At 73.5% G+C, this 14,690-nt stretch carries 13 protein-coding genes; 7 read left to right on the top strand and 6 right to left on the bottom strand.

The window, feature by feature from the left end; all coding sequences use genetic code 11:
- Positions 1-68 precede the first annotated feature (68 nt).
- The 5 genes from CLV52_RS03695 to CLV52_RS03675 are packed head-to-tail and all read left to right on the top strand — an operon-like array spanning position 69 to position 4,591.
- Positions 69-725: an NUDIX hydrolase gene (locus CLV52_RS03695; RefSeq protein WP_133764936.1), complete on the top strand. Its 657-nt coding sequence runs from the start codon at positions 69-71 to the stop codon at positions 723-725.
- Positions 722-2,197 carry a purine-cytosine permease family protein gene (locus CLV52_RS03690; RefSeq protein ID WP_133764935.1) on the top strand — a complete coding sequence of 492 codons (1,476 nt, stop codon included), beginning with the start codon at positions 722-724 and terminating at the stop codon, positions 2,195-2,197. The genes CLV52_RS03695 and CLV52_RS03690 overlap by 4 nt, the downstream gene beginning before the upstream one ends.
- Positions 2,194-2,745 (top strand): cysteine hydrolase family protein, encoded by a 552-nt coding sequence (locus tag CLV52_RS03685; RefSeq protein ID WP_133764934.1) that lies wholly within the window; start codon positions 2,194-2,196, stop codon positions 2,743-2,745. The genes CLV52_RS03690 and CLV52_RS03685 overlap by 4 nt, the downstream gene beginning before the upstream one ends.
- Positions 2,742-3,728, top strand: a complete 987-nt coding sequence (locus CLV52_RS03680; RefSeq protein WP_133764933.1) for an ADP-ribosylglycohydrolase family protein — start codon at positions 2,742-2,744, stop codon at positions 3,726-3,728. Before CLV52_RS03685 ends, CLV52_RS03680 begins: the two co-directional genes overlap by 4 nt.
- Entirely contained in the window at positions 3,725-4,591 is an 867-nt protein-coding gene (locus tag CLV52_RS03675) for a PfkB family carbohydrate kinase (protein ID WP_133764932.1), read from the top strand. The genes CLV52_RS03680 and CLV52_RS03675 overlap by 4 nt, the downstream gene beginning before the upstream one ends.
- A gap of 53 nt (positions 4,592-4,644) precedes the next feature.
- On the opposite strand, the gene CLV52_RS03670 is transcribed toward CLV52_RS03675, so the two are convergent.
- From CLV52_RS03670 to CLV52_RS03655, 4 genes are all read right to left on the bottom strand, one after another.
- On the bottom strand, positions 4,645-5,097 hold the full coding sequence (locus CLV52_RS03670) for a DUF3817 domain-containing protein (RefSeq protein WP_133764931.1): 453 nt from the start codon (positions 5,095-5,097) through the stop codon (positions 4,645-4,647).
- A 23-nt stretch (positions 5,098-5,120) separates the two neighbouring features.
- Entirely contained in the window at positions 5,121-5,927 is an 807-nt protein-coding gene (locus CLV52_RS03665; protein WP_133764930.1) for an SURF1 family cytochrome oxidase biogenesis protein, read from the bottom strand.
- 1 nt (position 5,928) lies between these two features.
- Positions 5,929-7,689, bottom strand: a complete 1,761-nt coding sequence (locus tag CLV52_RS03660) for a glycerol-3-phosphate dehydrogenase/oxidase (RefSeq protein ID WP_133764929.1) — start codon at positions 7,687-7,689, stop codon at positions 5,929-5,931.
- A 118-nt stretch (positions 7,690-7,807) separates the two neighbouring features.
- A complete protein-coding gene (locus CLV52_RS03655; RefSeq protein WP_133765824.1) occupies positions 7,808-8,923 on the bottom strand; it encodes a GuaB3 family IMP dehydrogenase-related protein in 1,116 nt (371 codons plus the stop codon).
- Positions 8,924-9,031: 108 nt separating this feature from the next.
- Between CLV52_RS03655 and CLV52_RS03650 the strand changes: the two genes are divergently transcribed.
- On the top strand, positions 9,032-10,327 hold the full coding sequence (locus CLV52_RS03650; protein WP_133764928.1) for a nucleotide disphospho-sugar-binding domain-containing protein: 1,296 nt from the start codon (positions 9,032-9,034) through the stop codon (positions 10,325-10,327).
- 83 nt (positions 10,328-10,410) lie between these two features.
- Here CLV52_RS03650 and CLV52_RS03645 read toward each other — a convergent pair whose 3' ends face one another.
- Together CLV52_RS03645 and guaB are read right to left on the bottom strand one after the other, a co-directional pair.
- On the bottom strand, positions 10,411-11,337 hold the full coding sequence (locus tag CLV52_RS03645) for a hypothetical protein (protein ID WP_133764927.1): 927 nt from the start codon (positions 11,335-11,337) through the stop codon (positions 10,411-10,413).
- 241 nt (positions 11,338-11,578) lie between these two features.
- Positions 11,579-13,078 (bottom strand): IMP dehydrogenase, encoded by a 1,500-nt coding sequence (gene guaB / locus CLV52_RS03640; RefSeq protein WP_133764926.1) that lies wholly within the window; start codon positions 13,076-13,078, stop codon positions 11,579-11,581.
- Positions 13,079-13,285: 207 nt separating this feature from the next.
- On the opposite strand from guaB, the gene CLV52_RS03635 reads away from it, so the two are divergent.
- Positions 13,286-14,686 (top strand): branched-chain amino acid ABC transporter permease, encoded by a 1,401-nt coding sequence (locus tag CLV52_RS03635; protein WP_246017942.1) that lies wholly within the window; start codon positions 13,286-13,288, stop codon positions 14,684-14,686.
- Positions 14,687-14,690 lie beyond the last annotated feature (4 nt).

Genomic DNA, 14,690 nt, shown 5'->3' with positions numbered 1-14,690 from the left:
GGTCACGGGCACCTTCAGTGCTACGCTCCCGCACAGTTCGTGTCGATTCGACCATTACAGGAGGCGCGATGGCCGAGCAGCCCGCCAGCGTCGCCGTGTCGACCGTCATCTTCGGCATCCAGGACCACGGGGGCACGGCCAAGGTGCACCTCCCGCTCGTCCGCCGGGTCCGGGAGCCCCACCTCGGCCGCTGGGCGCTCCCCGGCGGCCCGCTCCGGCCCGACGAATCGCTGCGGGACGCGGCACGGCGGAACCTCGCCGACACCACGGGCCTCGACGCCGCGCACCTCGAGCAGCTGTACACGTTCGGCGCGGTCGACCGCGGCGCTCCGGACCGCGTCGTCTCGATCGTCTACTGGGCGCTAGTGCGCACGGAGGTCGCGGCGACGACGCGGGACGACCCGAACGTCGCCTGGTTCCCGGTCGACGCCCTGCCGCCGCTCGCCTTCGACCACGAGGAGATCGTCGGGTGGGCGGTCCGCCGGCTGAAGAACAAGCTCGGCTACACGCAGATCTCGCACGCCCTGCTGCCGGAGGAGTTCACCCTCGGCCAGCTGCGGGAGGTGCACGAGGCGATCCTCGGCCGCCGCCTCGACCCCGCGAACTTCCGGCGCCGCGCGGAGGCGTCCGGCACCCTCACGCCCACGGGCGCCCACCAGGCCGGCGCGCGCAACCGCCCGCCCGCCCTCTACCGATCCACCGTACGAGAGGAACTGCTCACATGAGCACCACCATCGACCCCGGCCGCACGGCGGGCGCCATCGAGGTCGTCGGCCTCGACACCATCGCCGAGGCCGACCGGCGGGGCCGGCCCCGCGACCTCTTCTGGCCGTGGTTCGCCGCGAACATCTCCGTCCTGGCCCTCAGCTACGGCTCGTTCATCCTGGGCAACGGCATCTCGTTCCTGCAGGCAACGATCGTCGCGGTCGTCGGGATCGTGGTGTCGTTCGCCCTCTGCGGCGTCGTCGCCCTGGCGGGCAAGCGCGGATCCGCGCCGACGATGGTGCTCTCCCGCGCGGCGTTCGGCGTGAACGGCAACCGGCTGCCGGCCGTCCTCTCCTGGATCCTCACGGTCGGGTGGGAGACGGTGCTCGCCGCGCTCGCGGTGCTCGCGACCTCGACGGTGTTCCGCGAGCTCGGCTGGGACGGCGGCCCCGTGACGAAGGTCGTCGCGCTGATCGTCGTGGCGGCGCTCATCGTCGGGGCCGGTGTGGCCGGGTTCACGGTGATCATGCGGCTCCAGCAGTGGATCACCGTGATCACCGCGGTCCTGACCGTCGTCTACGTGATCCTCGCGGTGCCGCACATCCGGTTCGACGCGGTCGCGAACCTCGCCGCCGGCTCGCCGCAGGCGGTCGTCGGCGCGCTCGTGTTCGTCATGACCGGGTTCGGGCTCGGCTGGGTCAACGCGGCGGCGGACTACTCCCGCTACCTCCCGCGCTCGGCGAGGAGCCGCGGCGTCTTCGGTTGGACCACCCTCGGCGGCGCGCTCGCGCCGGTGATCCTCGTGATCGTGGGCCTGCTCCTCGCCGGATCGTCGAAGCGCCTCTCGGACGCCGTCGCGGGCGACCCGATCGGAGCGCTGACCTCCATCCTTCCCGTCTGGTTCCTGGTCCCGTTCGCGCTCGTCGCGATCCTCGGGCTGGTCGGCGGCGCGGTGCTCGACATCTACTCGTCGGGGCTCGCGCTGCTCACGGCCGGGATCCGGATCCCTCGTCCGGTCGCGGCCGGGATCGACGGCGTCGTGATGATCGCGGGCGCGATCTACGTCGCGTTCTTCGCTCCCGACTTCTCGAGCCCGTTCCAGGCGTTCCTCGTCACCCTCGGCACGCCGATCGCCGCGTGGTGCGGCGTCTTCATCGCCGACTACCTGCTGCGGCGTCGCGACTACGCGAACGCGGAGCTCTACGACGCCCGCGGCCGCTACGGCTCCGTCCGCTGGTCCGCGGTGCTGCTCGTGCTCGCCGGCACCGCGATCGGCTGGGGCCTGATCACCAACTCGTACGGCGTGCCCGAGTGGCTCAACTGGCAGGGCTACCTCCTCGGGCCGCTCGGCCTCGGCGGACCGACCGGTGCCTGGCAGTACGCAAACCTCGGCGTGCTCGTCGCGCTGCTGATCGGCTTCGTCGGGACCCTCCTGCTCGGCCGCGGGGCCGTGCGCCGCCAGGAGGCGCTGCCGCTCGAGCGAGCCGAATGACCGGCACCCGGCTCGTCGTCGTCGACATGCAGCGCGTGTTCGCCGACGCGGGGAGCTCCTGGGCGACGCCCGGGTACGCCTCCGCGTCGGCGGGCGTCCGCCGCCTGCTGCCCGCGTTCGACGGGGCGACGGTCTTCACCCGGTTCGTCGCCCCGGCGGAGCCGACGGGCTCCTGGATCCCGTACTACGCCGACTGGCCCGACCAGCTGCGTCCGGAGGACGACCCGATGTGGGACATCACGCCCGAGCTCCCCGTCGGCGACGCACCGGTCGTCAGCGCGCCGACCTTCGGCAAATGGGGCCCGGACCTCGCGGCGGCCACCGAGGGCGCCGACCGGCTCGTCGTCACGGGCGTCTCGACCGACTGCTGCGTGCTCTCGACGGCGCTCGCCGCGGCGGACGCCGGCCGGTTCGTCGTCGTGCCGGAGGACGCGTGCGCGGGCCTGTCCGACGCGGACCACCGCCGCGCGCTCGACGCGATGACCCTGTACGCGCCGCTCATCACGATCAGCAGCGTCGACGCGGTGCTCGCCATGATGGGGGCATGAGCCGCAGGGACCGTGCGCTCGGCGCGCTGACCGGGCTCGCCATCGGCGACGCGCTCGGCATGCCGACGCAGACCCTGCCCCGCGAGGCCGTGCTCGCCGCGGGGGCCGTGACGGGTTTCCGCGCCGCCGCGCCCGATCACCCGCTGGCGCACGGGCTCGCGGCCGGCCACGTGACGGACGACACCGAGCAGGCGCTGCTCGTCGCCGACGCGCTGATCGGCGGCGAGGGGCGCATCGACCCGCGCCGACTCGCCGACGACCTGGACCGCTGGGAGCGGGACGCGCGAGCGCGCGGCTCCCTCGATCTCCTCGGCCCCTCGACACGGGCGGCGATCCAGGCGGTGCGGGAGGGCACCGCCCCGGAGCTCGCCGGGGCCAACGGCACGACGAACGGCGCCGCGATGCGCATCGCGCCCGTCGGGATCGCGACGCCGATCGTGGACCTCGACGACCTCGTCGGCGCGGTGGAGGAGGCCTGCCTCGTCAGCCACCACACGTCCGTCGCCATCGCGGGCGCCGCGGCCGTCGCCGCGGTCGTGAGCGCCGGGGTGGAGGGCCACGACCTGCCGCTCGCCGTGGCGCTGGGCATCGCGGCCGCCCGGGCCGGGGCGCATCGGGGCCGCTGGGTCGCGGGCGCCGACGTCGCCGCCCGCATCACCTGGACCACCGAGCTCGCCGGTCGGCTCGACCGTGCCACGGCCGTCGATCGGGTGATCAGGCTGATCGGCACGAGCCTCGCGACGCAGGAGTCGGTGCCCGCGGCGTTCGCCATGCTGCTGCTGCATCCGGACGACCCGTGGGCGGCGTGCTGCGCCGCCGCGTCGCTCGGCGGCGACACGGACACGATCGCGGCGATGACCGGCGCCATGGCGGGCGCGGTCCACGGCGTCGCCGCCTTCCCCGCCGACGCGGTCGAGACGGTCCGCGCCGTCAACGACCTCCGGCTCGAGGCCCGGGTGGACGCCCTCCTGGCGCTCCGATGACCGGCCGCGTGGTGAGCACCGGCAACGCGCTGGTCGACGTCGTCGCGGCGGTCCCGCACCTGCCGGAGCGGGGCGGGGACGTGCTCGCCACGTCCGGCCGCGTCGAGGTCGGGGGCGGCGGGTTCCGCGCCCTCGTCGCGGCCCGCGCCGTCGGGGCGGAGGCCCTGTTCCTCGGCCGCATCGGCACCGGTCCGTTCGGCGACCTCGTGCGCGCGGCATTGGCGGGGCTCGCGGTCCCCGCGCCGCTGCCTGCCGTCCCGGACCTCGACTCCGGGTTCTCGATCGCGTCGCTCGAGCCGGACGGCGAGCGCACCTTCACGACGGTGCCGGGCGCCGAGTCCGCCGCGCCCGGTCTCGAGGACGTCGCGGTGAGGGCGGACGACGTGGTCCACGTGCACGGCTACGGCCTGGTCGCGCCGCGGCGCGGGCCGGCGCTGGCCGACTTCGTCCTCCGGCTCCCCGAGCGCGTCGCCGTGCTGCTCGATCCCGGGCCGTTCGGGGCGGACGCCGATCCGGGCGTGCTCGCGCGGCTGCTGCCGCGCGTCGACTGGTGGAGCGGCAACGCGGCCGAGGCGCGCGCCGCGACCGGGCTCGGCGACGTCGAGGCCGCCGCCCGGCTGCTCGCGGGCACCGTGCGCGCAGGGGCGGTCGTGCGGCTCGGGGCCGAGGGCTGCCTGATCGCCCGCCGCGGGAGCTCGCCCGTCCACCTGTCGGTGCCCGCCGTGACCGCGGTCGACACCAACGGCGCGGGCGACACCCACGTCGGGACGTTCCTGGCGGGGCTGCTCGGGGGCCTCGACCCCGCGGACGCGGCGCGAGCGGCGAACGAGGCCGCGGCGCGCTTCGTCTCGACCCCGCGCTGACGCACTCTTCGTTTCGTAGGAAGCGACGTCCTACGGAACGCGAGGTGCGGACGTCAGGCCGAGGCGACGGCCGCCTGCGCCTCGCGGTGGGCGAGGTAGTCGCGCACCTCGCGCTTCACCCGCGCCTCGACGATGAAGGAGAGCGTCGGGACGACGCCGCCCGCCGCGATCGCGATGAAGCGGGTGATCGGGTAGCGCATCACGGTGATCAGGACGAAGTCGCTGATGAGGTAGGCGATGAACAGGTAGCCGTGCGCGATGAGCACCGCGATGCTGAGGTTGAACCCGCCGACCGCGCGGACCTGCTCCGGCGCGACGAGCGCCACCGGCCCGAGCGCGCCGCCCAGGACGACCTCCGAGCCGAAGGCGTACCGGAGGAGCACCTCCAGGCACACGAGCAGGAGGAACGTGCCCGTCGCGTACGCGAACACCTTGTAGAAGAGGAGGCTGCGCCGGATCGTCGGGAAGTCGCGCGTCGGCGGCACTCGCAGAGGGCTCCAGGGCATGCGCCCGATGCTAGGCCGTTCTTCTACACGTCGTGGTGAACGGGCTCGACCGCGTCGACGGGCGCGGTCTCCTGCTCCCAGCGGTCGCGGACGAGCCGGTACCAGACGTAGAACGCGGCGACCGCGAGGAGCACCCATTCGATCGCGTAGAGAATGTTCAGCAGGTTCAGCTCCACCTGCTCCCCCGGCTTCGGCGAGTAGATGTCGGTGAGGCCGTCGGGCGCCCGGTCGAGCGTGAGGACGCCCTCGTAGGTCGGCTGCCCCACGTCCTGCGTCCACAGGTTCACGAGCCGGGCGGTCGAGACCGCGTCCAGCGCGTCCGGGTCGCCGGAGGTGGACGGCTGCGCGGCGTCGCTGTCGACGTACCGGCCGACGAGCGGCCCGTCGACGGGTGCGCTGCGGCGGATCTCGTCCGCGGCGGCGCGCGCGATCGCCTCCGACGGCGCCCAGCCGAGCGCGACCGCGAGCTGCGCGCCGCGCGGCTCGTCGACGATCGCGTGCCCGACCACCCACCAGCCGCGCGTCCCGTGGTTCAGCCGGTCGCTCGCGATCACGGTGTCGCGGGGCACGAGGACGCCGCGGGTGCTCGCCCGCTGCCCGACGGACGCGTCCGTCTGCTGCTCGGCGGGCCGCGCGATGCTCGACAGCGGCACGATCTTCTCGGTGGCCCGCGCGACGACGGTCCCCTGCTGCACCGCGCGCGACACCTGCCACTGGCTGAGCAGGGCGAACACCACCGCGATGAGGATCGCGAGCAGCAGCAGCCCGATCGAGCGGGGCGTCAGGAACGCCGCCCGCAGCGTCCGGGCGGGCGCTGCGGACGACGACATGTCAGACAGCCTGCACGATCTCCGGCGCCTCGAGGCGCACGCGGTCGGCGGACTCGTCGTCGGGCATCGTCTGGCTCTCGCGTTCGGCGCGGACCCGCTCGAGGTACGTGTCGACCTCGAGCTGTCGGTGCTCCGCGTCCCAGCCGAGCACGTCCGCCATGAGCTCCGCGGCGACCGGGGCGGCCGAGACGCCGCGGTCCCACGCCTCGATCGAGATGCGGGTGCGTCGGGCGAGGACGTCGTCGAGGTGCAGCGCGCCCTCGTGCGTCGTCGCGTAGACGATCTCCGCCTGCAGGTAGTCGTCCGCGCCCGGGATCGGCGCGGAGAGCTCGGGCCGCTGCTCGATCAGGGCGATGACCTCGGACGCGAGCGTGCCGTACCGGTTCAGGAGGTGCTCGATCCGCGCGGTGTGCAGCCCGGTCCGGGCCGCGATCGCGGCGCGCTGGTTCCAGGCGGCCTGGTAGCCCTCCGCACCGACGAGCGCGATGTCCTCCGTGACCGACTTCGGGACCCGCTCGTCGAGGGCGGATGCCGCCTCGTCGATCGCATCCTTCGCCATCACCCGGTAGGTGGTCCACTTGCCGCCCGCGATGACGACGAGGCCCGGGACGACGTGCGCGACGTAGTGCTCGCGCGACAGCTGGCTCGTCTCCTCGCTCTCGCCGGCGAGCAGCGGGCGCAGGCCCGCGTAGACGCCCTCCACGTCCTCGCGGGTGAGCGGCACCGCCAGCACCTCGTTCACGTGGTCGAGGATGTAGTCGATGTCCTTGGCCGTCGCGGCCGGGTGCGCCTTGTCCAGGTTCCAGTCGGTGTCCGTCGTGCCGACGAGCCAGTGCCGGCCCCACGGGATGACGAAGAGCACGCTCTTCTCGGTGCGCAAGATCATGCCCATCGTCGACCGGATGCGGTCGCGCGGCACCACGAGGTGGACGCCCTTCGACGCGCGGACGTGGACCTGACCGCGCTCGCCGACGAGCGCCTGGGTGTCGTCGGTCCACACGCCGGTCGCGTTCACGACCTGCTTCGCGCGGATCTGGAAGCGCTCCCCCGTCTCGAGGTCCTGGGCGTCGACGCCGACGACCCGCTCGCCGACCTTGATGAAGCCCTCCACGCGCACGCGGGTGGCGACGTGGGCGCCGTAGTACGCCGCGGTCCGGGCGACGGAGGCGCCGTAGCGGGCGTCGTCGACCTGCGCGTCGTAGTAGGTCATCCCGCCGATCATCGCGCCCTTCTTCAGGGACGGGATCGCGCGGTAGAGCTGGGTGCGGGACAGGTGCCGGTGGTGCGGGACGCCGGGCGGGCGGCCGCCCGTCCAGCTGAACGCGTCGTACATCGCCATGCCGGCGCCGATGTACGCCCGCTCCCAGACGCGGTGCGTCAGCGGGAAGAGGAACTTGACGGGCTTCACGAGGTGCGGCGCGATGCGCTGCAGCAGGAGGCCGCGCTCGATGAGCGCCTCGCGCACCAGCGCGAAGTTGAGCTGCTCGAGGTAGCGGATGCCGCCGTGCACGAGCTTCGACGAGCGGCTCGACGTGCCCGCCGACCAGTCGCGGGCCTCGACGAGCCCGACGGACAGGCCGCGCGTCACGGCGTCGAGCGCCGAGCCGGTGCCGACGATGCCGCCGCCGACGACGAGGACGTCGAGCTCCTGGTCCCGCATCGCGGCGATCGCCGCGCGACGCTGGGACGGCCCCAGTCCCCTCGATCCCGTGGCGGCCACCGGGGCCACCTCGTCGTCGGTCCTCACCGGGTTCTTCGCCATTGCAGCCTCCTCGACCCGAGGAGCGTAATCGCGCGGACTGCGGCGCCCATCTGTGAGCGGCGGATCTGCACGGATGTTCACGCGCGGTCCGCCGGCCCGGACCGACGGGCCGCGCGGGTCAGCCCTCGTAGGGCGCGACGACCACCTCGACCCGCTGGAACTCCTTGATGTCAGAGTACCCCGTCGTCGCCATCGAGCGACGCAGCGCCCCCGCGAGGTTCACCGTCCCGTCCGGCCGGTGGGCCGGGCCGAAGAGCAGCTCGTCGAGCGGCGCGGCCTGACCGACCCACACCCGCCGACCGCGCGGCAGCTGCTCGTGGTGGGCCTCCAGGCCCCAGTGCCAGCCGCCGCCCGGCGCCTCCGTCGAGCGCGCCAGGGTGGTGCCGAGCATCACCGCGTCCGCACCCATCGCGATCGCCTTGACGATGTCGCCCGAGTTGCCGAGGCCGCCGTCCGCGATGACGTGCACGTAGCGGCCGCCGGACTCGTCGAGGTAGTCCCGGCGCGCCCCGGCCACGTCCGCGACCGCCGTGGCCATCGGCGCGTGGATGCCGAGCGAGGTGCGCGTGGTGGTCGCCGCGCCGCCGCCGAACCCGACGAGGACGCCCGCGGCCCCCGTCCGCATGAGGTGGAGCGCCGCTGTGTACGTCGCCGCGCCGCCGACGATGACCGGCACGTCGAGCTCGTAGATGAAGCGGCGCAGGTCGAGCGGCTCCGTCGACTTCGACACGTGCTCCGCGGAGACCGTGGTGCCGCGGATGACGAAGAGGTCGACACCCGCGTCGAGCACGGTCTGGAAGAACTCCTGGGTCCGCTGCGGCGACAGCGCCGCGGCGACCGGCACCCCCGAGGCGCGGATCTCCGCGATGCGCGCGGTGATCAGGTCCGCGCGGATCGGGGCGCGGTAGATCTCCTGCATGCGGGCGGTCGCCCGGTCCTCCGGCAGGTCGCGGATCTCCTCGAGCAGCGGCGCCGGGTCCTCGTAGCGGGTCCACAGCCCCTCCAGACCGAGCACCCCGAGGCCGCCCAGGCGGCCGAACGCGATCGCGGTGGCCGGCGACGTGACGGAGTCCATCGGCGCGGACAGGAACGGCACCTGGAACTGGAAGGCGTCGATCGACCAGGTGGTCGACACGTCCTCCGGGTCGCGGGTGCGCCGGGAGGGCACGACGGCGACGTCGTCGAACGCGTAGACCCGCCGTGCGCGCTTGGCTCGGCCGATCTCGAAGTCCATGCTCACGGTCGGCCACCCTATCCAGGCGGCATCGGATCGGTCCGGGCTCCCCGGACGGGGGTGCCCCGCATCGTCGCGGCCGGGGCGCCGCGGCACCAGAGTGGTCGCGTGGCCCGCGTCCTGTTCACGAGCGCCCGGCAGGACGGCTTCGTCCTCCCCCTGCTCCAGCTCGTCCGGGCGATGGTCGCGCGCGGCGACGAGGTCTGGTTCCTCTGCGGCGACGCGTACCGGGACCGGATCGAGGCGGCCGGCGCGGTGTTCGAGCGCATGCCCTACGACGAGGCGGTCCCGCCCTCCCGGATCGAGCACGAGCAGCCCCGCAGCGGCGTCCGGGAGGTCGCCCGGCTGCTGCGGTCGCTGTTCCTCGACTCCGTCGAGCCGGACTTCCGCACCGTCATGGCGCTGCACGGTCGGATCGGGTTCGACCTCGTCGTGACGGAGCCGCTGTTCGTCGGCGCCGCGGCCGTCGGCCTGCTGCCGCGGTCCGAGCGCCCCGCGGTGCTGTCGATCGGACTGTTCCCGCTGCCGTTCTCCAGCCCGGACGTGCCGCCGTTCGGCTCCGGCCTCACGCCGATCGAGGGGCCGCTCAACCCGCTGCGGAACGCGCTGCTGCGCGGCGCCGCGGACGTCGTCGCGCTCGAGCGCGTCCGGAAGGAGTTCGCGGCGACGATCGAGCGCCTCACCGGGCGGCGACCGAGCGGCGGCCTGTTCGACCTCGGGCTGACGAGCGACGCCTGGGCCCAGACCAGCGTCCCGCAGTTCGAGTACCCGCGCCGGCGCACGCCGGAGCAGGTCCGCTGGGTCGGCCCGCTGCCGGCGCCGACGTCCTTCCCGCTCCCGGACTGGTGGGACTACAGCGAGCGCCGCCGGATCGTCCACGTGACGCAGGGCACGTACGCGAACGAGGACCCGACCGAGCTCATCGTCCCGACGATCCGGGCGCTCGCCGAGGAGGACGTGCTCGTCGTCGCGACCACCGGCGGCCCCGACCGGTCGACGATCGAGCGGGCGCACGGTGGACCGCTGCCCGCGAATGTGCGCGTCGAGCGCTTCATGCCCTACGACCACCTGCTGCCCGCCGCGGCGGTCATGGTCACGAACGGCGGCTTCGGCGCCGTGCACCACGCGCTGCGGCACGGGCTGCCGCTCGTCGTCGCGGGCACCTCGGAGGACAAGGTGGAGGTGAACGCCCGCGTCCGCTGGGCCGGCGTCGGCATCGACCTCCACCAGCAGCGCGTCGAGCCGGACGCGGTGCGGGAGGCCGTGCTCCACGTGCTCGACGAGCGCGCCCGGTTCCGCCGCGCCGCCGCCCGACTCGCCCGGGCGATCGCGGACACGGACGCGATCGCGTCGGTGCTCGAGATCGCGGACGAGCTCACGACCGAGGTCCCCGCAAGGCCCTGACCGGCCGCGGACGCTCGGCGGGCGACTTCGGCCCGATCCGGTCGTCCGATCCGAACCGCGTCGGGCCGAATGCGCCCCACAGCTCAGACCACCGGACGCAGACCCGCGCCGAAGAGGATCGTGCCCAGACGACTCATCGACAGGTCCTCGTGACCCCAGCGCACGACGAGCGGCCCCTGGCGGCGCAGCCGGTCCTCGCGCCGCTTCTCGTCGCGGACCACCTCGGCCGGGGTCCTGCCCCGCAGCATGGCCGGGTCCCGCAGCTTGATCGCGCCGTCGAACTCGCCGATCAGCGGCACGTGCGACCAGAAGAAGTCGACGTCGCCGATGAACCCGAACTCGTCCTCGAATCGCGCCTGCAGATCCGGCGGCGGGAAGCCGAGCTCGTCGATGAGCGCCCGGCTCTTGGACTCGTCCGGCGACCCGGACCGCGGGTCGGCGAAGGCGATCACGCGCGCGCCGCGCTTCCGGGCCGCTCCGGTACCGAGGAGGTCGAGCAGCGCGAGCAGCTCCTGCCTCGGGATCCCCCGGCGCAGCGCCCAGTCCGCGGAAGCGACCGCGTCCCGGAACGGAAGGACCATCGCGAGCTCGACCACGGTGCGGGCGACGGACGTGACTCGCAGCCCCTCGACGTCGACGACCTCGAGGTCGGGCATCGCGGACGCGTGCTTCGTGAACCCGTGCTCCCGCCGGCTGCCGTTCGCGAGCGTCGTGAGCACGTCCACACCCGTGTCCCGTCTTCCCGTCATCGGGACGCCATGGAGGTCGGCCGCGCTGCGGTGGCTGAACACGATCGGCTGCTTCGCCCTGGCCGCTCTCGCAGCGAGCACGAGGCGACGGCGCTCATCGATCGACAGGGCGGTCCAGACCGAGGAGCCCACGAACGCACTACGAGCGACCTGGGTCAGTTCGCCTCGCGCCGCGGCCTTGCGGAGGGTGCGGTCGTCGAGACCCGTGTGGTTGCGGACGCCGACGAATCGGAGCTGGTGTCGAGCGGTTATGGGCTGCACGCGACGGAGCATGGCGCCACGCCCGAGCCGCGCGGCTCCGCGTCCCCACCGGGGGCGCGAGAACCCGCCTGGGGAGGAGCGGAGGCGAAGGCCTCCCGTCGTCGTGGACCGGAGCCCCTCCCGGTCTGGTTCGGCCCGACGCGGACGAGTGAGGACGACCGGACCGGGCCGAGACGGACCGGCGGGCGCGGCCGAACGGACCGGCTGGGGCCGGAATCGCCCCGAGGACGGCCCGCGCGGGTCAGCGGCGGTAGTTGGGCGCCTCGACGACCATCTGCACGTCGTGCGGGTGCGACTCCTTCAGCCCCGCCGCGGTGATGCGGACGAAGCGGCCGCGCTCGCGGAGCTCCGGGATCGTCCGGCCGCCGACGTAGAACATCGACTGGCGGAGCCCGCCGATCAGCTGGTAGACGACGCTCCCGACCGGGCCGCGGTACGGCACCTGCCCCTCGATGCCCTCGGCGATCAGCTGCTCGTCGGAGGGCACGTCGGCCTGGAAGTAGCGGTCGCGGGAGTAGGAGGTCTTCTTGCCCCGCGTCTGCAAGGCGCCGAGCGAGCCCATGCCGCGGTACGTCTTGAACTGCTTCCCGTTCACGTAGATCAGGTCGCCGGGGCTCTCGTCCGTGCCGGCGAGCAGCGAGCCGAGCATCACGGACTCCGCGCCGGCGACGAGCGCCTTCGCGATGTCGCCCGAGTACTGCAGCCCGCCGTCCGCGATGACGGGCACGCCCGCCTCCCGCGCGGCGAGCGACGCCTCGTACACCGCGGTCACCTGCGGCACGCCGACGCCTGCGACGACGCGGGTGGTGCAGATCGACCCGGGACCCACGCCGACCTTGACCGCGTCCACGCCGGCGTCGATGAGGGCCTGCGCGCCGCTGCGCGTCGCGACGTTGCCGCCGATGACGTCCACGCCGGCCGCGCGCGGCTCCGCCTTGAGCCGCCGGATGATGTCGAGCACGCCCGCGCTGTCGCCGTTCGCCGTGTCCACGACGAGGATGTCGACGCCCGCGTCGATCAACGTCATCGCACGGTCCCAGGCGTCGCCGAAGAAGCCGATGGCGGCGGCCACGCGGAGGCGGCCCGCCTCGTCCTTCGTCGCGTTCGGGTAGCGCTCGCTCTTCTCGAAGTCCTTGACGGTGATGAGGCCGGTCAGGCGCCCGGCGTCGTCGACGAGCGGCAGCTTCTCGATGCGGTGCTGCGCGAGCAGGCCGATCGCGTCGTCCGGGTCGACGCCCTCCTTCGCGGTGACGAGCGGCTGCTTCGTCATCACGTCGGCGACCCGCGTCGTCTCCTTCTCGAACGGCGAGACGAAGCGGATGTCGCGGTTCGTGACGATGCCGACGAGCTTCCCGTCGCCGTCGACGACCGGCAGCCCGCTGACGCGGAAGTGCCCGCACAGCCGGTCGACGTCGGCCACGGTCGCGTCCGGCGTCGTCGTCACGGGGTGCGTGATCATCCCGGACTCGCTGCGCTTGACCTGGTCGACCTGACTCGCCTGGTCCTCGATCGACAGGTTGCGGTGGAGGACCCCGAGGCCGCCCTGCCGCGCCATCGCGATCGCCATGCGGGACTCGGTGACCGTGTCCATCGCGGAGGAGATCAGCGGCGACGCGATGCGGATGTTCCGCGTCAGCCGCGTCGACGTGTCCGCCTCGCTCGGGATCACGTCCGTGTGCCCGGGCAGGAGCATCACGTCGTCGTAGGTCAGTCCGAGGAGTCCGAACGGGTCGTCAGCCATGCATCCCCCAACCGGTGGTTCGTCCGGGAATTCCCCGTGGATCCATGGTACGAGAGGCCCGGAGCCCCGGGTCACGGTCCTGTTGCGATCGGTCCCTGCACCGAGGATGGACACACGCACGAAACAGTCGAGGCAATACGGTCGGGATCCTTCCCCGTCCGCAGCGGCTCATCGTCGCGCCGTTCCCTGCCCCGGAGGTCCACCGACGTGCGCCACGACACGACCAGCCGACGACGAGTCGGGCCGGCCGCGCTGCTGACGGCGATCGCGACGGCCGCGTTCGCCTTGATGCTCGTGTTCGCGGGAGCCGCACCGGCGAACGCGGCCGGCAGCCCGACGCCGTCGCCCAGCTCCTCCGCCGCCCAGTCGATCCAGATCTGGATCCGGAAGGCCGCCGACCGCAGCAACGTCCCCGGCGTGAAGGTGACGGTGTCGCAGGGCTCCTTCAGCCAGACCGTCACGAGCGGTGACGACGGCAAGGCGCTCGTGCCGGTCCCCACGCCGGGCACCTACAAGGTCGAGCTCGACGCGTCGACGGTGCCCGAGGGCGCCGGCACCGTGCCGACCGGGCTCAACCCGCGGCAGGTCGTGGTGTCGGAGGGCAACCAGGGCGTCCCCGCGTACTACATCCTCGTCGCCCAGGGCGGCGCGAGCCCGACGCCCGGAGCGACCGGCGGCGCCTCCTCCGGCGCGAGCGACGGCGCCTCCGGCGGAGGCTCCGGCGCGAGCCTGTTCGAGCTCGTGCTGCCGCGCATCGTGACGGGCCTGATCTTCGGCCTGCTGCTCGCGCTCGCCTCGATCGGCGTCTCGCTGATCTACGGCACCACCGGGCTCAACAACTTCGCCCACGGCGAGCTCGTGACGTTCGGCGCGCTCATGGGCTACGTGTTCTCGGCCGTCCTCGGCCTGCCGGGCTTCGTCGCGATCATCGCCGCGACGGTCCTCGGCGGGGTGTTCGGCTACGTGCAGGACCTCGGGCTGTGGAGGCCGCTGCGCCGACGCGGGGTCGCCCTGGTTCCGCTGATGATCGTCAGCATCGGCCTGTCGCTCGCCCTGCGGTACCTGTTCCAGTTCATCTTCGGCGCCGACCAGCTGGTGCTGCCCGCGGACAACCGGGCGGCGCTGGTCCTCGGCCCGATCCGCCTCCGCTCGACGGACATCATCAGCGCGGTCATCTGCATCGTGCTGCTGCTGCTCGTCGCCTTCGTGCTGCTGCGGACCCGCATCGGCAAGGCGACCCGGGCGGTCTCCGACAACCGCTCGCTCGCCGCGGCCTCCGGCATCGACGTGGAGCGGGTCATCCGCACCGTCTGGGTCGGCGCGGGCGCCCTCGCGGGCCTCGCGGGCGTGCTGATCGGCTACTACCAGTCGCTGCGGTGGGACACCGGCGCGAGCATCCTGCTGCTGATCTTCGCCGCGGTCACCCTCGGCGGGTTCGGCACGGCGTTCGGCGCCCTCGTCGGCTCGCTCGTCATCGGCGTCATCACCGACGTCTCGACGGTGTTCATCCCGAACAACCTCAAGTACGTCGCCGCCCTCGTCGTGCTCATCGCGATCCTGCTGGTCCGTCCGCAGGGCATCCTCGGCAGACGATCCCGGATCGGATAGGACC

Origin of the sequence: Amnibacterium kyonggiense, assembly GCF_004364555.1 — a bacterium.
GTDB classification, from domain to species: domain Bacteria; phylum Actinomycetota; class Actinomycetes; order Actinomycetales; family Microbacteriaceae; genus Amnibacterium; species Amnibacterium kyonggiense.
The sequence above is the reverse complement of the archived record's forward strand: the minus strand, read 5'-3'. Positions and strand labels throughout refer to the sequence as shown.